At 41.2% G+C, this 20,934-nt stretch carries 17 protein-coding genes and 4 tRNA genes; 12 read left to right on the plus strand and 9 right to left on the minus strand.

The window, feature by feature from the left end:
* Positions 1–24: 24 nt before the first annotated feature.
* Positions 25–1,275 carry a peptidase T gene (gene pepT, locus EL144_RS02910; protein WP_050332761.1) on the minus strand — a complete coding sequence of 417 codons (1,251 nt, stop codon included), beginning with the start codon at positions 1,273–1,275 and terminating at the stop codon, positions 25–27.
* Between the two features lie 268 nt (positions 1,276–1,543).
* Between pepT and potA the strand changes: the two genes are divergently transcribed.
* The 5 genes from potA to cdd all read left to right on the plus strand — a co-directional run bounded on the left by potA (position 1,544) and on the right by cdd (position 6,516).
* The gene (gene potA, locus EL144_RS02915; RefSeq protein ID WP_032995111.1) at positions 1,544–2,662 is read left to right on the plus strand and encodes a spermidine/putrescine ABC transporter ATP-binding protein PotA; all 1,119 of its coding nucleotides are present in this window, start codon (positions 1,544–1,546) and stop codon (positions 2,660–2,662) included.
* Positions 2,646–3,506 carry a spermidine/putrescine ABC transporter permease PotB gene (potB, locus tag EL144_RS02920; RefSeq protein WP_005703724.1) on the plus strand — a complete coding sequence of 287 codons (861 nt, stop codon included), beginning with the start codon at positions 2,646–2,648 and terminating at the stop codon, positions 3,504–3,506. Before potA ends, potB begins: the two co-directional genes overlap by 17 nt.
* Positions 3,506–4,279 carry a spermidine/putrescine ABC transporter permease PotC gene (potC, locus tag EL144_RS02925; protein ID WP_005702711.1) on the plus strand — a complete coding sequence of 258 codons (774 nt, stop codon included), beginning with the start codon at positions 3,506–3,508 and terminating at the stop codon, positions 4,277–4,279. The genes potB and potC overlap by 1 nt, the downstream gene beginning before the upstream one ends.
* A gap of 129 nt (positions 4,280–4,408) precedes the next feature.
* The gene (locus tag EL144_RS02930; protein ID WP_005703723.1) at positions 4,409–5,506 is read left to right on the plus strand and encodes an extracellular solute-binding protein; all 1,098 of its coding nucleotides are present in this window, start codon (positions 4,409–4,411) and stop codon (positions 5,504–5,506) included.
* 113 nt (positions 5,507–5,619) lie between these two features.
* Positions 5,620–6,516, plus strand: coding sequence for a cytidine deaminase (gene cdd / locus EL144_RS02935; RefSeq protein ID WP_032995109.1), 897 nt, complete (start codon positions 5,620–5,622; stop codon positions 6,514–6,516).
* Between the two features lie 82 nt (positions 6,517–6,598).
* On the opposite strand, the gene prfC is transcribed toward cdd, so the two are convergent.
* On the minus strand, positions 6,599–8,182 hold the full coding sequence (gene prfC, locus EL144_RS02940; protein ID WP_005703720.1) for a peptide chain release factor 3: 1,584 nt from the start codon (positions 8,180–8,182) through the stop codon (positions 6,599–6,601).
* Positions 8,183–8,912: 730 nt separating this feature from the next.
* Between prfC and EL144_RS02945 the strand changes: the two genes are divergently transcribed.
* From EL144_RS02945 to ggt, 6 genes are all read left to right on the plus strand, one after another.
* A complete protein-coding gene (locus EL144_RS02945; RefSeq protein WP_032995107.1) occupies positions 8,913–9,920 on the plus strand; it encodes a porin in 1,008 nt (335 codons plus the stop codon).
* A gap of 240 nt (positions 9,921–10,160) precedes the next feature.
* Positions 10,161–11,021 carry a phosphoribosylaminoimidazolesuccinocarboxamide synthase gene (locus EL144_RS02950; RefSeq protein ID WP_005703717.1) on the plus strand — a complete coding sequence of 287 codons (861 nt, stop codon included), beginning with the start codon at positions 10,161–10,163 and terminating at the stop codon, positions 11,019–11,021.
* Positions 11,022–11,085: 64 nt separating this feature from the next.
* Positions 11,086–11,916, plus strand: coding sequence for an SDR family oxidoreductase (locus EL144_RS02955; protein WP_005703716.1), 831 nt, complete (start codon positions 11,086–11,088; stop codon positions 11,914–11,916).
* 125 nt (positions 11,917–12,041) lie between these two features.
* Entirely contained in the window at positions 12,042–13,379 is a 1,338-nt protein-coding gene (argG, locus tag EL144_RS02960; protein ID WP_005703715.1) for an argininosuccinate synthase, read from the plus strand.
* Between the two features lie 245 nt (positions 13,380–13,624).
* Positions 13,625–13,870, plus strand: a complete 246-nt coding sequence (locus EL144_RS02965) for a YgjV family protein (RefSeq protein ID WP_005703714.1) — start codon at positions 13,625–13,627, stop codon at positions 13,868–13,870.
* A 243-nt stretch (positions 13,871–14,113) separates the two neighbouring features.
* Positions 14,114–15,886 carry a gamma-glutamyltransferase gene (gene ggt, locus EL144_RS02970; RefSeq protein WP_005703712.1) on the plus strand — a complete coding sequence of 591 codons (1,773 nt, stop codon included), beginning with the start codon at positions 14,114–14,116 and terminating at the stop codon, positions 15,884–15,886.
* Between the two features lie 84 nt (positions 15,887–15,970).
* Here ggt and EL144_RS02975 read toward each other — a convergent pair.
* The 7 genes from EL144_RS02975 to gloB form a co-directional block, all read right to left on the minus strand.
* Positions 15,971–16,045 (minus strand) — tRNA-Gln (locus tag EL144_RS02975).
* A gap of 37 nt (positions 16,046–16,082) precedes the next feature.
* Positions 16,083–16,157, minus strand: a tRNA-Gln gene (locus EL144_RS02980).
* A gap of 28 nt (positions 16,158–16,185) precedes the next feature.
* Positions 16,186–16,270: transfer RNA gene (locus EL144_RS02985), tRNA-Leu, on the minus strand.
* Between the two features lie 4 nt (positions 16,271–16,274).
* Positions 16,275–16,351: transfer RNA gene (locus EL144_RS02990), tRNA-Met, on the minus strand.
* 238 nt (positions 16,352–16,589) lie between these two features.
* Positions 16,590–17,813, minus strand: coding sequence for an ROK family transcriptional regulator (locus EL144_RS02995; protein WP_005703711.1), 1,224 nt, complete (start codon positions 17,811–17,813; stop codon positions 16,590–16,592).
* Between the two features lie 62 nt (positions 17,814–17,875).
* On the minus strand, positions 17,876–19,180 hold the full coding sequence (hemA, locus tag EL144_RS03000) for a glutamyl-tRNA reductase (RefSeq protein WP_005703710.1): 1,305 nt from the start codon (positions 19,178–19,180) through the stop codon (positions 17,876–17,878).
* A gap of 315 nt (positions 19,181–19,495) precedes the next feature.
* Positions 19,496–20,197, minus strand: coding sequence for a hydroxyacylglutathione hydrolase (gloB, locus tag EL144_RS03005; protein ID WP_005703708.1), 702 nt, complete (start codon positions 20,195–20,197; stop codon positions 19,496–19,498).
* 20 nt (positions 20,198–20,217) lie between these two features.
* Here gloB and EL144_RS03010 point away from each other — a divergent pair, with 20 nt between their 5' ends.
* Complete coding sequence (locus tag EL144_RS03010; RefSeq protein WP_032995126.1) at positions 20,218–20,913, plus strand: class I SAM-dependent methyltransferase; 696 nt, start codon at positions 20,218–20,220, stop codon at positions 20,911–20,913.
* Positions 20,914–20,934 lie beyond the last annotated feature (21 nt).

The raw sequence follows: 20,934 nt of genomic DNA on the forward strand, positions 1-20,934 counted from the left end.
TGCGGTCATTTTTGACTGCGATTTTTAGCTAAACGATTTTTGAGTTGCCAATTCCACGACTTTCACAATTACATTCACCGCGTCTTTCATGCCTTCAAGCGTAATCAATTCATGCTTACTATGAAAATTATACCCGCCGGTGAAAATATTCGGACAAGCCAACCCTTTTTCTGCTAACCAAGCACCGTCGGTGCCACCTCGAATGAGCTTATGATTTGGTGTAATTCCGCATTGTTTCATGGCAAGATCCGCCAGTGCGATAGATTGAGGCACTTGTTTTACTGCCTCATACATATTTTTATAGCTATCGGTAAGTTCTAGCTCAATCAGTTTTGGTAAATGTTTTTGTTGATTAAATTGATCTACTAAATTACGGATAAATTGTTTACGTTTTTCAAATTCTGCTCCATCAAAATCACGAATGAGATAATGCAACTCTGCTTTTTCAATATCGCCGGAAAAATGATTTAAATGAAAGAAACCTTCCCTCTGTTCAGTGTTTTCAGGGGTTTCTGCCTGAGGAAAAGATTGCTGAAATTCACAAGCGAGAGCTAATGCATTAATCATTTTATTTTTTGCCGAACCGGTGTGAATATTACGTCCGTGAAAAGTCACTTTGGCAGAAGCTGCATTAAAGTTTTCATACTCCAGTTCCCCCACAGCCCCACCATCAATGGTATAAGCCCAATCGCATGGAAAATCATCGAAAGGAAAAAATTGCATACCGAGACCGATTTCTTCATCAGGTGTGAATGCAACTCGAATATTACAGTGAGGTAAATTTTCCGTTTTTAAACGATAAAGTGCGGTCATAATTTCCGCTATTCCGGATTTGTTATCAGCACCCAATAAGGTATTTCCATCAGCCACAATCAAAGTTTTGCCGATGAGCTGATGCAAGAAAGGATAATAGACAGGGCTGATAAACTCTTCGCCGATACCTAAAGCAATGTCACCGCCACGATAATTTTCGATAACTTCAGGTTGTACATTTTTGCCGCTACAATCAGGCGAGGTATCTAAATGCGAAATGAGGCCGATAGTAGGCGCGTTTAAATCCACATTAGAAGGTAAAAATGCCGTGAGAACACAATGTTTACTCAACACAATGTCTTGTAATCCCAACGCAACAAGCTCTTGTTGTAGGTGTTTGGCAAGGGTAAGTTGACCTGAAGAGCTAGGTGAGTTTTTTGCACCTAGTTTAGATTGGGTATCATAATCAACATAATTAAAAAAACGTTCCAAAACCGGTTCTTTAGATAGTAAATCTTGCATAATTTTCCTCCTTTATTTTTATCTATTTTGCTTTCCGAAAAACACATGAAAAAAATCAAGTTTAGTCTAGTGATAAAACGTATACAGTTCCTTGATATATAACAACTATTCTAGTTTTTATTAAAAATCACTATTAATTACTTTTCATTATGCCCCGATCACTATATCATTAGCTCCTATTTTAATGTAGCCCCTGCATAATTTTGCAGGTTTTTATTTCTACTCAGTACCAACTTATTTGGTGAAATTAGGGAGAAAACCAAAGCTAGTGGAAAATCCAGTTCAAAACAAGCCAATTATTGAGCTTCGTTCTCTTACTAAATCATACGGAACCAACACCATTCTTAAAGATTTTAATCTAACCATTAATAATGGTGAATTCTTAACTATTTTAGGTCCTTCCGGTTGTGGTAAAACCACTGTTTTACGCTTACTTGCAGGTCTTGAAGAATTAGATTCCGGTCACATTATTTTGGACGGTGAAGATATCACTCATGTGCCTGCGGAAAAACGCCACATCAATACCGTATTCCAAAGTTATGCCTTATTCCCACACATGACGATTTTTGAGAATGTCGCCTTCGGTTTGCGTATGCAAAAAGTCGCAGAAAGCGAAATTAAACCTCGCGTTCTGGATGCCTTGCGTATGGTGCAGTTGGAAGAGATGGCAGATCGTAAACCGACCCAACTTTCAGGTGGTCAACAACAACGTATTGCCATTGCCCGCGCGGTAGTAAATAAGCCTAAAGTATTATTGCTTGATGAATCCTTATCTGCGTTGGATTACAAATTACGTAAAAAAATGCAACAAGAATTAAAAATGTTGCAACGCCAATTAGGTATTACCTTTATTTTCGTAACACATGACCAAGAAGAAGCGATCACGATGTCTGACCGTATTGTGTTGTTACGTAAAGGTAAAATTGCGCAAGACGGTTCCCCGCGTGAAATTTATGAAGATCCGGCGAACCTGTTTGTTGCTCGTTTTATCGGTGAAATTAATGTGTTTGAGGCAACTGTAATTGAACGTAAATCTGATGATGAACTACTTGCTAACGTAGAAGGTCGTGTATGTGATATCCACACGAGCATCTCTGCTGAAAAAGATCAAAAACTGCAAGTATTATTACGCCCAGAAGACATTGTGATTGAAGAGCTTGACGAAAATGAGCACTCAAATGCAATTATTGGTCGCATTGTGGATCGTACCTATAAAGGAATGACACTTGAGTCTACTGTAGAATTTGAACATAACGGAAAACGCGTGTTAGTCAGCGAATTCTTTAACGAAGACGATCCGCACATGGATCACAGTATTGGTCAACGTGTAGGTATTACATGGCACGAAGGTTGGGAGGTTGTACTCAACGATGAAGATAATCAATAATAAATTTCAGAAAATTACTGTTGCGATTATCTTCAGTTGGCTCATCTTCTTTGTACTAATTCCCAACTTATTGGTATTAGTCGTAAGTTTCTTAACTAGAGATAGTAGCAACTTCTACGCTTTGCCATTTAACTTTGATAACTACATCAACCTGTTTAATCCGCTTTATGCGCAGGTAGTGTGGAACTCATTGTATATGTCGGGCATTGCCACAATCATTTGCTTACTGATCGGCTATCCGTTCGCCTTTATGGTCAGTAAAATTCACCCGAAATATCGACCGCTCTTGTTATTCCTTGTGGTATTGCCATTCTGGACTAACTCCCTTATTCGTATTTATGGTATGAAAATATTCCTTGGTGTAAAAGGTGTGTTGAATACCATGTTGATGGATATGGGAATTTTGAGCGAACCAATTCGAATTCTGAATACAGAAGTTGCAGTTATCATCGGTTTAGTGTATTTGCTGTTACCATTTATGATTCTGCCGCTCTACTCCGCTATCGAAAAACTTGATGGTCGTTTATTAGAAGCTGCAAAAGACTTGGGAGCCAATGCTATCCAGCGTTTCTTCCGCGTGATTCTGCCATTAACTATGCCGGGTATCATTGCCGGTTGCTTGTTGGTATTGTTACCTGCAATGGGTATGTTCTATGTGGCTGACTTACTCGGTGGAGCAAAAGTGTTGTTAGTGGGTAACGTGATTAAGAGCGAGTTCTTAATTTCCCGTAACTGGCCATTTGGTTCGGCAATCAGTATCGGTTTAACCATTTTAATGGCATTGTTAATTTTCGTTTATTATCGTGCAAATAAATTGCTGAACAAAAAAGTGGAGTTGGAATAATGAGCCGTTTACTACGTAATATTTTTATGTTTGTGGTGTACGCTTATTTGTATATCCCAATCATCATTTTAGTGACTAACTCCTTCAATTCTGATCGTTATGGTTTAAGTTGGAAAGGTTTTAGTTGGAACTGGTATGAACGTTTATTTAACAACGACACCTTAATTCAAGCAGCCATTCATTCCGTAACGATTGCTTTCTTTGCAGCGACGCTTGCCACTATTGTTGGCGGTTTAACCGCAATTGCGCTTTATCGCTACCGTTTCCGCGGTAAACAAGCTGTGAGTGGAATGTTATTTATCGTAATGATGTCACCGGATATCGTCATGGCGGTGTCTTTACTTGCCTTGTTCATGGTTGTCGGCATTTCCTTAGGCTTCTGGTCTTTATTATTAGCCCATGTAACCTTCTGTTTACCTTATGTAACGGTAACTATTTTCTCTCGCTTAAACGGATTCGATGCAAGAATGTTAGAAGCGGCGAAAGACTTAGGGGCAAGTGAAATTACGATTTTACGCAAAATCATTCTTCCGCTCGCTTTGCCTGCGGTAGTTTCAGGTTGGTTATTGAGTTTCACTATTTCACTAGACGATGTTGTAGTGTCCTCTTTTGTAAGTGGTGTGAGCTATGAAATCCTACCGTTGCGTATTTTCTCCTTAGTAAAAACTGGGGTGACACCGGAAGTGAATGCATTGGCTACCATCATGATTGTGCTGTCGTTATTACTAGTTATTGCTAGCCAATTAATCGGTAAAGAGCATAAAGACATCTAGTCATAATAATGCTTCACAAATAATTTAATAGCACATACAATACGCCTTGACGCACAATCAAGGCGTTTTTTTATAGCTGCATAAAATGCAGGTGTTTTTTTTCACCTCTTTTACGGAGAACAAACAAAAATGAAAAAATTTGCTGGTTTATTCACCGCAAGTATGATCGCTGTTGCACTTACCGGTTGTAACGATAAAGAAAACAAACAAACGCAAACCACGCCGGAAGCTCCTAAAGCTGAAGCGCCTGCAAATGATACCGTGTATCTTTACACATGGACTGAATATGTACCGGATGGTCTTTTAGATGATTTCACCAAAGAAACCGGTATTAAAGTGATTGTGTCAAGTCTTGAATCAAACGAGACAATGTATGCAAAATTAAAAACCCAAGGTGCCTCCGGAGGTTATGATGTTATTGCTCCTTCTAACTACTTCGTGTCAAAAATGGCTCGTGAAGGTATGTTGGCCGAATTAGATCACAATCAATTACCGGTAATTAAAGAGCTTGATCCGGATTGGTTAAATAAACCATATGATAAAGGTAACAAATATTCCCTTCCGCAATTATTAGGCGCACCGGGTATCGCCTTTAATACCAACACTTACAAAGGTTCTGACTTCACCTCTTGGGGAGATTTCTGGAAACCTGAATTTACCAATAAAGTGCAATTATTAGATGATGCCCGCGAAGTATTCAATATTGCTTTATTGAAAAGCGGGCAAGATCCGAATACCCAAGATCCGGCGATTATCAAACAGGCTTACGAAGAATTATTGAAACTACGCCCAAATGTACTTTCTTTTAATTCTGACAATCCGGCAAACTCTTTCATTTCAGGTGAAGTGGAAGTAGGTCAATTATGGAACGGTTCTGTACGTATCGCGAAAAAAGAACAAGCACCTTTAGACATGGTATTCCCAAAAGAAGGTCCGGTACTTTGGGTGGATACGCTAGCCATTCCAGTGACCTCTAAAAATCCAGAAGGCGCACACAAACTCATTAACTATCTGTTAGGTGCGAAAGCAGCGGAAAAATTGACACTTGCTATCGGTTATCCAACGGCTAATCTTGAAGCAAAAAAAGTGCTGCCAAAAGAAATCACTGAAGATCCTTCGATCTACCCTACTGCTGAGGTATTAAAAAACAGCCACTGGCAAGATGACGTAGGTGATGCTATTCAGTATTATGAACAATATTATCAAGAGCTGAAAGCAGCAAAATAATCTGTTTAAACGAATACAAAGTGCGGTCGTAAATTTATTTAAAATATCGACCGCACTTTTTTTCTAAAATGCTAAGATAAGGAAATTATTATCGAAAATAAAAGGAGATGGTCATGTCGATTCATATTTCAGATAAAATTCAACACGCCTTACACCATATTTCCCCCCATGAATTGTCCCAAGACGTTTGGCACATTTTACAAGAACAAAAATTTGCTGGATTCTTACCGCACTTTGCCGTTCAACATCTTTGTAATAAATATCAGTTAACAGTACAACAACTGGCTCTCGCGCTACTGCCTATTGCAGCCTGCTATGCCACCACACCGATTTCAAACTTTAACGTTGGCGCAATTACCACTGGCGTAAGCGGAAATTTTTACTTCGGCGCCAACCAAGAATTTAGTAAGACCGATATTCAACAAACCATTCACGCGGAACAAAGCGCTATTAGCCATGCTTGGATGCGTGGTGAAAAACAAATCACTGACATCACCGTCAACTACACCCCCTGCGGTCATTGCCGTCAATTTATGAATGAACTCAATGGCGCAGACAAGCTACAAATTCATTTGCCACACAGTCAACATAATTTATTACATCAGTATTTGCCCGACGCTTTCGGTCCAAAAAATCTGAATATTCACTTGCATCTATTGGATCAGCATGATAATCAACTTACGTTAAACACAGAAGACCCAGTGACAGCACAGGCACTTACAATGGCCAATCAAGCCCATGCGCCATATTCCAACACCTTCCACGGCGTCGCGATTCAAACGCAAGATCGACAAATTTATCATGGCAGCTATGCTGAAAATGCAGCATTTAATCCAAGTCTGCCAGCATTACAGGTGGCGCTAAATCACCTCATATTAAGTGGCGAAGAAGTGCAAAATATTACACGGGTAGTGATGATGGAAAAATCTGCATCGCTTAGCTACAAAGCCATGGCGGAAGAACTGCTCGGTACGTTGACGAATGTGAAATTAGAGTATATTGCGCTCTAACGCCATCTGATAAAACGCCGAAAAAGAAGACCGCACTTGACTTTCCTAAGTGCGGTCTTCTTTTTTAATGTTTTTGAACAGATTAATGTTCGCGGGTTTTGAAGAATGTCACGTCAGGATAACGCTCTTGCGCAAGATTGAGGTTCACCATAGTCGGGGCGATATAAGTGAGGTTATCGCCACCGTCTAACGCTAAGTTTTGCTCGTTTTTACGTTTAAATTCCTCAAATTTTTTCGCATCGGCACATTCAACCCAACGCGCTGTTGCCACATTAACGGTTTCGTAAATGGCTTCTACGTTGTATTCGGATTTCAAGCGCGAAACGACCACATCAAACTGCAACACGCCCACTGCACCAACGATTAAATCGTTATTCAACAACGGACGAAAAACCTGCACGGCGCCTTCTTCGGAAAGCTGTACCAAGCCTTTTAATAATTGTTTTTGCTTAAGTGGATCTTTCAAACGAATACGGCGGAATAATTCCGGTGCAAAGTTTGGAATACCCGTGAATTTTAACTCTTCCCCTTGGGTAAACGTATCGCCGATTTGAATCGTACCGTGATTGTGCAAGCCGATAATATCGCCGGCGTAAGCCTCTTCCGCGTGCGCACGGTCACCCGCCATAAAGGTTAAAGCGTCGGAAATCACTACCTCTTTACCAATACGCACATGTTTGAGCTTCATGCCTTTTTCGTATTTACCGGACACGACGCGTAAGAATGCAACGCGGTCGCGGTGTTTCGGATCCATATTGGCTTGAATTTTAAACACGAAACCACTGAATTTTTCTTCGTCGGCAGACACTTTACGCGCATCTGCCTGACGGGCTTGTGGCGCCGGTGCCCATTCTGTTAAGCCGTCAAGGAAATGATCCACGCCGAAATTCCCTAACGCCGTACCGAAAAAGACCGGCGTCAGTTCACCGTTTAGGAATAAATCTAAGTCAAATTCATTGCTGGCGCCTTTGACTAATTCCAATTCATCACGTAATTGTTGTGCCAAATCGTCACCTACGGCGTTATCCAATTCCGGATTATTCAAGCCTTTTACAATTCGCACTTCTTGAATAGTGTGCCCTTGCCCGGTCTGATAGAGATAGGTTTCGTCTTTGTATAAGTGGTACACGCCCTTGAACAATTTACCGCATCCAATAGGCCAAGTAATGGGCGCGCAGTGAATTTTTAACACGTTTTCCACTTCGTCCAACAATTCCATCGGATCACGAATGTCACGGTCAAGTTTGTTCATAAACGTGATAATCGGTGTGTCGCGCAAACGGGTAACTTCCATCAATTTAATGGTACGATCCTCAACCCCTTTCGCGGAATCAATCACCATCAAACAGCTATCCACAGCGGTTAAAGTGCGGTAAGTATCTTCAGAGAAATCCTCATGCCCTGGGGTATCCAGCAAGTTCACCAAACAATCGTTATATGGAAATTGCATCACAGAGGTGGTAATGGAAATCCCACGTTGTTTTTCCATTTCCATCCAGTCGGATTTGGCGTGTTGCGCAGAACCTTTGCCTTTCACCGAACCGGCTTTTTGAATGGCATTTCCGTAAAGCAGCACTTTTTCAGTGATGGTGGTTTTACCCGCGTCGGGGTGAGAAATAATCGCAAAGGTGCGACGTTTGTTAACCTGTTCTTGTGGGTATGTCATGATTTGTCTGTTACTTATTTGATTTAAGAAGAATAAAGAAAACCGTCTTAAGACGGCTGATAAATTAATCGCGCAACTATATGCTTTTTAGCCCGTTTTTTCAAGCTTGGAAATGCACGCAGACTGTTTCTTAAAAGATGGTAATCCATTTATTCATATAGTACCGACAATAAAAAGTGCGGTGTTTTTTCAGATTGTTTTTGTTTTAAACGCATTCGATATTGACCACACTTTAAGCTGAAAATACAGAAAAAGAGAATAGCCGTTCATTTCAAATGGAGTGAAGAAATTTTCTACCTCATTGTTTTTAAAAGCGAATTCACACAAAACCTTGTGATCCAAGTCACAAAATTAAAATGAAATCCCGCTCTAAATTTAAAATGATTTATTTTATTTTTTGTCAAATTTTAAAATTATTTAATTTCATTTAAAATCAAATAGTTATAACAATCTCCAAGTAAATACTAATTCAAAAAAATATTAGAAATGTGATCTGAATAACAATTTTTTTAGACAATAAAAAACCAAAATCAACATAACCAGTTGAAATTAAAATAAATTATTTTTCAAGTAAAAATTAGAGATAAGTTGACATGAGAAAAATCATTGATTAGCGTTAATTCAAAATTAAGAAATACGCCATCAAACAATAAAAAATGGAGTGAAACTTCTTAATTTAGTAAATGGACTTACCATCAATTTTGTTAAAACCAACCATAAGGTGACCAATATGAAAAAAACGCTTATCGCATTTGCAGTAGCGGCCATGGCAGCTACTTCGGCAAACGCTGCTGTCATTTATAAGAATGAAGGCACAAAAATTGATTTAGACGGACGTGGCGCACTAGAAATCGTCAAAGTAAAAGGTAAACGTACCGATTTAGTGGACCGCGGTTCCCGTGTACGCGTTCGCGCATTCCAAGAACTGGGTGGCGGTTTTACAGCATTAAGTGCGGTTGAACTCCGTTTCACAACAAACGGCACTGTAGGTGACGGCATAAAAGCCCAACGTTTATTTGTGGGATTCTCACATGAAGATGTAGGTTCGTTAACCTTTGGTCGTCAATTAACATTAGGTGACCACATTCCTAAAGCAAACTATTCCTATGAATTAGGCGGCAACGTTTTACACGATTCTGCACCAAAAGCCGTTCATTTTATGTCAAATAAATTTTCCGGTTTCCGCTTTGCAACAGACTACTATTTTGGTGAAGCAGATAAATCTAAAGCCGCAAACGGTCAAGGTTACGGTGTAGGTGCATTCTATGATGGTCAATGGGATGATCTAGCCGTAAGATTCGGTTCCGGTTATGTTGAAATCATCAAAGGCACCACTCCGGCAGACGACTACAAACAAAAAATGTTAGGTGTCGGCTTTGATGTAAAATATAAAATTGTCAGCCTTGGTTTAGACTGGGCACATGGTCATTCACCTAAGGGTCATAAAGATTATAATTTCAAACATAGCTTGAGTGCTAAATATGAAAAAATCGACCGTTTCGACTTAGGTTTTAAAGTTGATTTAACCGAAAAAAATGCTCTTTACGGTGCATATTTATGGGGTACCGGTAAAGGACAAGCTAACGGTAAGCACAGAGGCTGGATGCTTGGTGTAGATCATAAATTCACTAAACAAGTTGCCGTTTACCTTGAAGGCGGCAAAGCGCAAGTTAAAGAAAATGGCGTAAAAGTATCTGATGCAAGTCGTGTAGGCTTAGGTACTCGTATTCTGTTCTAATCTTTAACATAATGCTCCTGTCTTTTTTTGACCGATGACGCAAGTTGTCGGTCTTTTTGTTTTTATAGGCTGATGTCTGATAAAACACGATAAAAACTGACCGCACTTTATGATGCAATCACATAATATTCTTACCAATCAATAGAACTCATACAATTTCCCAGAAAAAATGCAAACGTTTGCGTCAAAAGTGCGGTACAATACACGCCACGACTTTTACGCAGATAAAAAGGGAATAACATGACACAACTCAGTCTAAAAAAAATCTATTCGGGCAAGGTTCGAGATTTATATGAAATTGATGATAAACGGATGTTAATGGTGGCGACAGATCGTTTATCGGCCTTTGATGTGATTTTAGATGATCCGATTCCGCGTAAAGGCGAAATTCTTACCAAAATTTCCAATTTCTGGTTCAATAAACTTGCCCATATCATGCCAAATCACTTCACCGGCGATAGCATTTATGATGTGCTCCCCAAAGCCGAAGCGGACTTGGTAAAAGATCGCGCCGTAGTTTGTAAACGCTTAACCCCAATTAAAATTGAGTCCATTGTGCGCGGTTATTTAACCGGCAGCGGTCTGAAAGATTATAAACAAACCGGTACCATTTGCGGCTTAGAATTACCAAAAGGCTTAGTAGAAGCCAGTAAATTGCCCGAGCCGATTTTCACGCCGTCCAGCAAAGAAGAAATCGGCAACCACGACATTAATATCAGCTATGCCGAATGCGAAAAACTCATTGGTAAAGATTTAGCGGTACAAGTGAAAGAAAAAGCTATTGCTCTTTATACCGAAGCGGCAAAATACGCGCTAACTAAAGGTATCATTATTTGTGATACCAAGTTTGAATTCGGATTGGATGAAAACGGCACATTAACATTGATGGATGAAGTATTAACGCCGGACTCCAGCCGTTTTTGGTCGGTAGAAACCTATCAAGAAGGCACAAACCCACCATCCTTCGATAAGCAATTTATTCGCGATTGGTTAGAAAATAGCGGTTGGAATAAACAACCACCGGCACCGAAAGTGCCTGCGGATGTCATTCAAAAAACTGTTGATAAATATCAAGAAGCCTTGGATTTATTGATGAAATAGCTTTAAAGGTATTCCCGCTATGCATTAGAATAGTGGGAATTTTTATAACTGGAATAGGAGTAATATGAGGTCGGTCGCCATTGTCGGATTAGGTTGGCTAGGTTTGCCACTAGCACGACATTTAAAAAATCTAGGCTGGGATGTAAAAGGTACAAAACGAACCCACGAAGGTGTAGAACAAATGCGTTTAATGCGTTTGGAAGCCTATCATTTAGAACTTACCCCTGAAATTAATGCCGATCCTGACGATGTCAGTGCGCTACTCAATGTTGATTCGTTGATCATTAATATTCCACCAAGCCAATATTTTTTTGATCTCAATCAGTACGTCCAAAGCGTACAAAATTTGGTTAACGAAGCCTTGTTACATGGCGTTAGTCATATTATTTTTATTAGCTCCACTTCTGTTTTTCCTGATATTTCCGCTTATTTTGACGAGTCTGTTACTCCACAACCGGATAGCGATATTGGTCGTGCATTGGTTGAAATCGAAAACGGATTAGCTCAGATGCAAGACATTGATTGCGACATTATTCGTTTTGCAGGTTTAGTCGGCAACGATCGCCACCCAATTTACTCTCTTGCCGGTAAACAGGAGCTTAAGTGCGGTCATTCTCCGGTGAATTTGGTCCATTTAGACGATTGCGCCCGTGCCATTCAATTATTGTTAGAAACGCCCGGAGGCTATCGCTTATACCATTTGGCCGCACCAATTCACCCGACGCGGGAAGAATATTACCGTCACGCTGCTGAAAAATACGCGCTGGAACTACCGCACTTTATTAGTACAGATCAAGATCCGCAGCGCATTATCATGGCGGAAAAAATTTGCAATGAATTGGAATTTGTTTACCAATACCCGGATCCAAATTTAATGCTTACAACAGAAGAATAAAAGTGCGGTCATTTTTAACTCTAGAATAGCCAATATTTTGGGTTAAGCATCGTTATTTCCCTTTGTATAACCTAAAATAGCCTCAAAGGGACAGAAATCATAAACACAAATAAGGAAAGAAAAATATGTCAAATACCATTTTACAACACTTACCGAAAGGTGAAAAAGTCGGCATAGCCTTTTCCGGTGGCTTAGACACCAGTGCGGCTTTGCTTTGGATGCGCCAACATGGCGCAATTCCTTGTGCTTACACCGCCAATTTAGGCCAACCGGATGAAGATGACTACGATGCCATTCCACGCAAAGCTAAAGAATACGGTGCAGAAATGGCACGCCTAATCGACTGCCGCACCCAATTAGCCCAAGAAGGTGTCGCCGCTATCCAGTGTGGCGCGTTTCATGTTACCACCGGTGGGTTAACTTATTTTAATACCACCCCCTTAGGTCGCGCGGTCACCGGCACTATGTTAGTGTCTGCCATGAAAGAAGATAATGTGAATATTTGGGGTGACGGCAGCACCTATAAAGGCAACGACATTGAACGTTTCTATCGCTACGGTTTAATGACCAATCCAAATTTAAAAATCTATAAACCTTGGTTAGATCAACAATTTATCGACGAACTGGGCGGTCGTTTTGAAATGTCCAATTTCTTAATCGAAAATGGCTTTGATTACAAAATGTCTGTCGAAAAAGCCTACTCCACCGACTCCAATATGCTTGGTGCTACCCACGAAGCCAAAGATTTGGAATTTTTAAATTCCGGTATTCGCATCGTTAACCCAATTATGGGTGTGCCATTCTGGCGCGAAGACGTACAAATCAAAGCAGAAGAAGTAACCGTGCGTTTTGAAGAAGGTGTACCGGTAGCATTAAATGGCAAAACTTTCGATAATATCGTGGAATTGTTCTTAGAAGCCAACTGCATTGGTGGTCGTCATGGTCTAGGCATGTCCGACCAAATCGAAAACCGCATCATCGAAGCCAAATCTCGTGGCATTTATGAAGCTCCTGGCATGGCACTATTGCATATTGCTTACGAACGTTTAGTAACCGGTATCCACAACGAAGACACTATTGAACAATACCGCATCAACGGTATCCGTTTAGGTCGCTTGTTATATCAAGGTCGTTGGTTCGACCCGCAAGCCCTGATGTTGCGTGAAACAGCCCAACGTTGGGTAGCTCGTGCTATCACCGGTGAAGTCACCTTAGAATTACGCCGTGGTAATGACTATTCCTTACTCAATACTGAATCCCCTAACCTAACTTATCATCCGGAACGTTTGAGTATGGAAAAAGTGGAAAACGCCCCATTTGACCCAGTGGATCGTATTGGTCAGTTAACCATGCGTAACCTTGATATCTCCGATACTCGTGACAAACTCGGTATCTATTCCCGCACCGGTTTACTTGCGAAAAATAAAGATTCCGCGTTGCCACAGTTGTATAAAAAAGCATAAAAACGCAGGAAAAGCACCGCACTTTTGAGATTAACGAACACACGTAACAGATCTCTACAAAGTGCGGTTTAAAATAACAATGATCCAAGGGTGCATTACATACACCCATTTTTTATCTTATCTAAACCACAAAAAACGTTTCTAAAACGAACCGTACTCTACGACCTATTTGTAAAGATTTTGCAACTGCTCGCTATTTACCATATCATAGGCCCCCTTTCTTACTCACTAATTTGAGGTAATTTATGTTTGGAATTGACTCTGTCGAAATTTTCGGTTATGTCGCAACATTAATTGTCGCCGCATCTTTTTTATTTAAATCCATCGTTCCGCTTCGTATCGTTAATAGCATTGGTGCCGCATTATTTGTAGTTTACGCCCTCATCACCCAAACCTACCCGGTAGCATTATTAAACGCATTTCTAGTTGTCGTGCATATTTATCAGTTATGGCGTTTAAAAAAGACCAGTAAGATCACTAGCGTAAAATAACCCCTCTCTTCCAGCCAAAAGTGCGGTCAGTTTTTTTCGTATTTTTTATAATACATGACCGCCCTCTTTTCTTTATTCGACAAAACGAAATCACATAAAATTTATTTATCTGAAACATTAAAAAAAATATTAAAACATGATCTAAGTCACAAATTCATCGCTCACCTTACGATCTCTTGTTGTTTTAATCACCAAAATTAGGTTAATCTCAAAGCAGTTATTGCACACACAACAGGAGAAAATATGAAAAAACTCGCCACCAAATGCTTATTTAGCAGTTTAGCGCTTTCTATTGCCCTCGCAGTGGGAAGCCCATTTGCCATAGCTAATCAACCGGCTGCCACACCGTCTGCAACGGAATTGGCAGCAGCGCGTTATGACAGCGCCAATGATATCTTCCATCCTGTTTATGCCAAACAGGGGATGGTTGCCAGTGAACAAGGTTTAGCCACACAAGTGGGCGCAGACATTTTACGCCAAGGTGGTAACGCCGTTGACGCCGCCGTTGCCGTAGGCTTTGCGCTGGCGGTGGTGTTGCCTAATGCAGGCAATATTGGTGGCGGTGGCTTTATGGTATTACACGATGCCAAAAGCGGCGGCAATTATTCCGTTGATTTCCGTGAAACTGCTCCGTTGAAAGCAGATCGTGATATGTATTTGGATAAAGACGGTAACGTGATTGACGGTCGTTCTCTTTACACTCATTTTGCCGTAGGTGTACCGGGCACTGTTGCCGGTATGGAATATGCCTTGAAAAAATGGGGCACAATGTCCCTCGCTCAAGTCATTGCACCGGCCATTAAATTGGCAGAAAAGGGCTTTGTAGTTGGCCCGATGTTAGCAAGTACATTAAAAGAAGAAAAAGACAATTTAGGCAAATGGCCGCAATCAAAAGCCATCTTCTTTAAAAATGGTGAGCCGTTGCAAGAAGGCGATTTGTTAGTGCAAAAAGACTTGGCTAACTCTCTAAAACTGATTGCCAAACAAGGGGCAAAAGCCTTTTATGAAGGCAATATAGCCAAGAAAATTGTCGCTGAAATGGAGAAAAATCAAGGCTTAATCACGCTGGAAGATTTAAAAGGCTATAAAGTCGTGGAACGTAAACCGATTGAAGGCGAATATCGCGGTTATAAAGTGGTGACTATGCCGCCACCAAGTTCCGGCGGAGTGCATTTAGTGCAAATTTTGAATATTTTGGAACGCTATCCGATGGCTGATTACGGCGTGAACAGTGCCAAAAGCATTCACTATTTGGCGGAAGCGATGAAACTTGCCTACGCCGACCGTTCCGAATATTTAGGCGATCCTGATTTTGTAAAAATTCCGGTAACAGGCTTAATCTCGAAAAAATACGCTGATGAATTAGCCCAAGGTATTAGCGACAGTAAAGTGAAAGCGGCAAGTGAAATCAAACCGGGTAAGCCGCAACCTTACGAAAGTGACCAAACCACCCATTTTTCCGTTATGGATAAGCACGGTAATGCGGTGGCAGTGACCTATACCCTCAACTTTAACTTCGGTAGTGGCATTGTGGCAGAAGGCACAGGAATTCTGTTAAATGACGAAATGGATGATTTCTCCGCCAAACCGGGCGTACCAAACGCTTTTGGGCTTATCGGCGGCGAGGCCAATGCCATTGCGCCGCAAAAACGCCCGCTTTCATCCATGACGCCAACCTTAGTAATGAAGGACAATAAACCGTGGTTAGTCACCGGTAGCCCCGGTGGCGCACGAATTATCACGACCGTACTACAAAGTATCGTCAATACCATCGACCACAAAATGAACCCGGCAGAAGCCATCGTGACCCCGCGCGTTCATCATCAATGGTTGCCTGATGAGTTACGTATAGAAGAAGGCTTAAGTCCGGATACCTTGTCTTTACTCAAAGCGCAAGGTTACAACATTAAAGAAAAAGCCCCAATGGGACGGGTTCAAATCATCCAAGCCACCGAAAATGGCTTCTATGGTTATTCCGACCCACGCAATCCTGAAGGGAAAACAGTCGGGTATTAAATACAAAATAGGCGCATACAATGCGCCTTTATCACATTGATAACTAAATAAAAAGTAGAAATTTAATTTTATTAATAAGGAACATGGCTGGGGTACTAGGATTCGAACCTAGGAATGCCGAGATCAAAACCCGGTGCCTTACCGCTTGGCGATACCCCAATAGAAAGTGTACTGAAAAATAGAATTTGGAATAGTATGGCTGGGGTACTAGGATTCGAACCTAGGAATGCCGAGATCAAAACCCGGTGCCTTACCGCTTGGCGATACCCCAACTACTATATTGATATCAATGAAATGAATGGTGCGGGACGAGGGACTTGAACCCACACACCTCGCGGCGCCGGAACCTAAATCCGGTGCGTCTACCAATTTCGCCAGTCCCGCAATATGGTGGCTATGACGGGATTCGAACCTGTGACCCCAACATTATGAGTGTTGTGCTCTAACCAACTGAGCTACATAGCCATTTATTTGCAACTATCTCATTGACTTTGCGGAGCGTATTATGCGGATATCGACCCTACTCGTCAACCATTTTTTTATTAAAATAAATATTTTCGGAACATTCGAATAGAGATTAAACAAATCGTATTAATTTTATTCACAAGCTCGCATAGAAACCTACTCATTCCTTTGGAGCTGTTGATAAAGCCAATATTCAAAAAACATTGTTTTTTGACCGCACTTTACAGCCTGAGTGTTTTTATTCCTCAATCAAACGACGCAACAAACTGCCGTCATACAATGCACGCTTAACCAAAGCAAACGCACCGATAACATCTTCATTGCTTAATTCGGATGCTTCTAACGGCGTATTTTGCACAAACGCAGGTAATGCGTGGCTTTCTAAGGTGCGACGAATTGCAGCAAATAACACATTTTTCGCTTGGGTAATTTCACCGGAAATTACTATTTTTTCCGGATTAAACATATTTACGCTCATCGCCAGCACACGCCCGATTTGCACTCCAACGTGTTCAATTAGCTCCGTTGCCACCGCGTCTTGTTTATTGCTGGCTTTACAAATCGCTTCAATATCATGAGCCTCTAAAGAAAGCCATTTGCTTTGATAGCCATCTTCCAATAACTCCGACATTTTATTTTCAATCGCAGAATTACTAACAACCGTTTCCAAACAACCCACATTACCGCACATACAACGCTTGCCTAATGGATCTACCTGAATATGTCCGATTTCCCCCACATTATTCTTATAACCCAAAAAGACTTCATGATTAATCACAATTCCCGCACCAACCCCTCTGTGAATACGCAACAACAAAGAATCATAACAATCTTTTGTCACGCCGAAATAATGCTCGGCAAGGGCTAAACTGCGCACATCATGACCGATAAATGTCGGTAAATTAAAGTGTGCCGCAATATGATTGGCCAAATCCCAAGGCTCATTGAGCTCAAAATGCAGTACTTGTTCAATCATATTACTTTTCATGTCCACAAATCCCGGCACAGTAATCCCGATAGCAATGAATTCGCTACTGCGTTTTTGATTAGCTTGAATGAACGCTTCTAAATGCTGAAATAAAAACGCTTCAAATTCTTTTGGAGATTGATGGACAGGTAAATCAAACACCTCTTTTTTGAGCAACTTAGTGGATAAATCCATAATCGCTAAAGTTAAGTGTTCACGTCCTAAGCTGATTAAAATGGCACGGAAGGCTTTATATTCGGCCACGATAGAGGTTGCACGGCGACCACCCGTGGATTCTTGCTGCTCCACCTCTTTAATCAGACCGCGCGCCAATAAATAACGGGTAATTTTCGTCACGCTTGCCGGTGCAAGTTGACTGGTTTCTGAAATTTGAATACGAGAAATAGGCCCTTGTTGATCGATAAGTTTATAGACCACCGCACTATTCATCTGTTTCACTAAATCAACATTTGCGATTTGATGATTTTCTCGCATTTTATTCTCCCACAAAATATGAATTGAATTATTTTAAAGCGGATTTCATAAATAGGAAATAGCTATTCCTGCTCCATGCCAAGGGCTTTGGAAAACATTTGTAAACCGGTAGCATTGCCGTTTTTTACCATCGTCTGCATGGCTTGTGTCGGCGAATGAATTAACTTATTCATTAATTTATAGCTTAATTCTTGCACCACAAGTTCGGCATCTTCACCCTGTTGTATTGCGTTCAAAGCTCTTTCCAATAAAACTTGTCGGGTTTGATCGGCATTTTCACGGTATTTGCGAATCAAATTAGAAAATTGATGTACTTTTAACCACTCAAAGAAATCCTGACATTCCTGCCGAATAATCTCTTTTGCTTGCTCCGAAGCCTGTTCCCGCCGACTTAAGTTATGCTGGATAATATTTTGCAAATCATCCACAGTGTAATGATAAACGCTGTCTAATTCCGCCGCACTTTCTTCAATATCACGGGGCACCGCAATATCCACCAACAATATCGGTTTATAATCCCGCTGTTGTTGCGCCATCTCCACCATTGTTTGCGTAATGAGCACGGTTGGACTACCCGTTGAGCTAATCACGATATCCGCTTGATTCAATCCTTCTTGCAACCGTTCCAGACCAATCGCCTGAACATTTTGCGGCCGCTCTAATTTGTCCAATAAGGTCTCCGCACGGGCTAAAGTGCGGTTAGCAATAACAATGTTTTTTACGCCATGGCGCAACAAATGGCGACTAACCAATTCAATCGTCTCACCTGCGCCCACTAACAAAATCGTTAGATCGCGTAAAGACTCAAAAATCTGACGCGCCAAGCTACACGCAGCATAAGCAACGGACACTGCACTTTCGCCGATATTGGTCTCAGTCCGCACCCGCTTCGCCGTCGCAAAGGTTTTTTGGAATAAACGGGAGAGTTCGCCGGAAATGGACTGATGTTCGTGTTGATAATACTCTTCACTCATTTGATAGGCTTGTTTCACCTGCCCTAAAATTTGCGGTTCGCCCAAAATTAGCGAATCCAAGCCACAAGCTACTTCCATCAAATGATTTACCGCCGGCAGATTTTCATGAATATAAATACAACGATTAAGCTCAGCTAAATCCAACTGATGGATCGTCGAAAACCATTGCACTGCCTGTGTAATCCAACTTTGTGCTTCTTGCGGTGAAACACGTTTATTGTGTAAATAGACTTCTGTTCTATTGCAAGTGGACAAAATAACCGCGCTTTCCGCCAATTCGGTTTGCTGAATATTACGCAAGGCAAAAGCGCGCTTTTCGTCAGAAAACGCAACTTTTTCCCGTAACGCAACAGAAGCGGTTTTGTGATTGATACCCAGAACTAAAATCGTCATAAAAAATACATGAAAAAATCACCGCACTTTCTCTTTAAAATACAAATGCGGCGAAATTTGTCCCACAGAAAAATAAAAGATAGAAATTAAAACGGGCATATTCTAGCTGAATTGCCAAGTTTTGGGCAAATTGATGTAAGAAAAAAGCCATTAATCTGCAATTTTATTGCGTACCATCAAATAAGTGGGCACGGTCAAAATAGAAAAACCGATTAACACGGTAATTGATTATAAAAAACTCATTAATCTACTAATGCCTTTTGAGGTCGCTATTTGCCTCTTATCCGCCCTAAATTTTTATTTACCCTCAACTCGCTAAAACTTATCTTTTGCCTGGCGTAATTGGGTAAATTGCGCCAAGTTGGTTGCCGTTAAAAACGGATTAATTTGTTTTTCCAAGCCTATCGTGGTCGGTAGGCTTGGTTTATTTTCAGCACGTAACTGCGCCACCAAAACACGATGATTTTCCACCGCACTTTTGTTTGCCCAAACGTTTTGCACAAACGCTAAATTACTTAACGTATATTCATGTCCCGGGCAAACAATGGTGTCCTCAGGCAACGCCGCGAAACGCTGCATGGTGGCGAACATTTGCGCATAATCACCGGTAAATACCCGCCCGCAACCGGCGGAAAATAAGGCATCACCGCAAAACAAATGCCCATCCACCCAATAACTCACATGCTGCGCTGTATGTCCGCCACTGGGTAGCACTTGAATTTGGTAATGTTCGGTGATAAGGTCGCCTTCATTAATCACCTGCGTCAGCCCATGTTCAACACACTCTGCCGGACCATAAATCGGTACTTGCGGGAAACGTTGTTTAAACGCCGCAACACCGTCCGTGTGATCCGCATGGTTGTGCGTGAGCAACAATGCTTCAACGGAAAAATGTTGTTCTTCCAACAAGTGAAATAGCTTGTCGGTTTCGGGCAAGTCAACAATGAGCAACGGTAAATTTTCCCGTGCATAAAGCCAAATATAATTATCGTTTAACGCAGGAATCGGAATTAACATAGGACCTCGGAGTTACCATGATGTGGCGTGCTAAATATGAAAAGTCACTGGCGATGCCCACCGGTTGGCAACAACTGCCAAATGGGTGCGCTTATTGTAACGCATTAAACGCTTATTTTGCCCCTTGGTTTACAAAAATTTGTGGTTATCAGATTCTGAAAATTGGCGGACTTAGCGCAGAAATTCAATGTGATTTGCCCTTGCGCCACCAAATTAGTCTCAGCGAAAAAATAACGGAAAATTTGACCGCACTTTTAGACGATCATCATTCTGTTGTACAAGCCAAGCTCACCGAACTCCCCTTTATTCAACAGCAGTTGGATGCTTGTGTGCTGACTAACACGCTGAATTTTGTCCAAGATCCCCATCAAGTGTTGCGCGAAACCCACCGCGTTCTCACCGATGACGGCTATTTGTTCCTCAGTCTGTTTAATCCGTTTAACGGTCTATTTTTTAAATCAAAAACGGGAGACTTCCCTTCACGTCATTATTGCATTTGGCGGATCATTGATTGGTTGGAATTACTAAACTTTGATATTTTGGAACAGCGGAATTTGGCGCTATCCCATCAAGCCGCCGGTTGGTTTGCCCCGTTAACGGTTATCGTGGCGCAAAAACGCACCTACCCGTTGACGCTTAATCCGCAAAAAGTGCGGTCAAAAATTCCGGCGTTTTTACAACTGGCAGAAGCGTTGAAACAAGCGGAAGATCTTTAGTCTTTAAAGAAAAAAATAACG

The organism is Aggregatibacter aphrophilus ATCC 33389 (genome assembly GCF_900636915.1).
Classification (GTDB): Bacteria; Pseudomonadota; Gammaproteobacteria; order Enterobacterales; family Pasteurellaceae; genus Aggregatibacter; species Aggregatibacter aphrophilus.

Excerpts from the sequence above, each read along its gene's own strand:
- pepT (WP_050332761.1), bottom strand. The coding sequence starts at position 1,275 with ATGCAAGATTTACTATCTAAAGAACCGGTTTTGGAACGTTTTTTTAAT.
- potB (WP_005703724.1), top strand. The coding sequence starts at position 2,646 with ATGAAGATAATCAATAATAAATTTCAGAAAATTACTGTTGCGATTATC.
- potC (WP_005702711.1), top strand. The coding sequence starts at position 3,506 with ATGAGCCGTTTACTACGTAATATTTTTATGTTTGTGGTGTACGCTTAT.
- EL144_RS02930 (WP_005703723.1), top strand. The coding sequence starts at position 4,409 with ATGAAAAAATTTGCTGGTTTATTCACCGCAAGTATGATCGCTGTTGCA.
- cdd (WP_032995109.1), top strand. The coding sequence starts at position 5,620 with ATGTCGATTCATATTTCAGATAAAATTCAACACGCCTTACACCATATT.
- prfC (WP_005703720.1), bottom strand. The coding sequence starts at position 8,182 with ATGACATACCCACAAGAACAGGTTAACAAACGTCGCACCTTTGCGATT.
- EL144_RS02945 (WP_032995107.1), top strand. The coding sequence starts at position 8,913 with ATGAAAAAAACGCTTATCGCATTTGCAGTAGCGGCCATGGCAGCTACT.
- EL144_RS02950 (WP_005703717.1), top strand. The coding sequence starts at position 10,161 with ATGACACAACTCAGTCTAAAAAAAATCTATTCGGGCAAGGTTCGAGAT.
- EL144_RS02955 (WP_005703716.1), top strand. The coding sequence starts at position 11,086 with ATGAGGTCGGTCGCCATTGTCGGATTAGGTTGGCTAGGTTTGCCACTA.
- argG (WP_005703715.1), top strand. The coding sequence starts at position 12,042 with ATGTCAAATACCATTTTACAACACTTACCGAAAGGTGAAAAAGTCGGC.
- EL144_RS02965 (WP_005703714.1), top strand. The coding sequence starts at position 13,625 with ATGTTTGGAATTGACTCTGTCGAAATTTTCGGTTATGTCGCAACATTA.
- ggt (WP_005703712.1), top strand. The coding sequence starts at position 14,114 with ATGAAAAAACTCGCCACCAAATGCTTATTTAGCAGTTTAGCGCTTTCT.
- EL144_RS02995 (WP_005703711.1), bottom strand. The coding sequence starts at position 17,813 with ATGCGAGAAAATCATCAAATCGCAAATGTTGATTTAGTGAAACAGATG.
- hemA (WP_005703710.1), bottom strand. The coding sequence starts at position 19,180 with ATGACGATTTTAGTTCTGGGTATCAATCACAAAACCGCTTCTGTTGCG.
- gloB (WP_005703708.1), bottom strand. The coding sequence starts at position 20,197 with ATGTTAATTCCGATTCCTGCGTTAAACGATAATTATATTTGGCTTTAT.
- EL144_RS03010 (WP_032995126.1), top strand. The coding sequence starts at position 20,218 with ATGTGGCGTGCTAAATATGAAAAGTCACTGGCGATGCCCACCGGTTGG.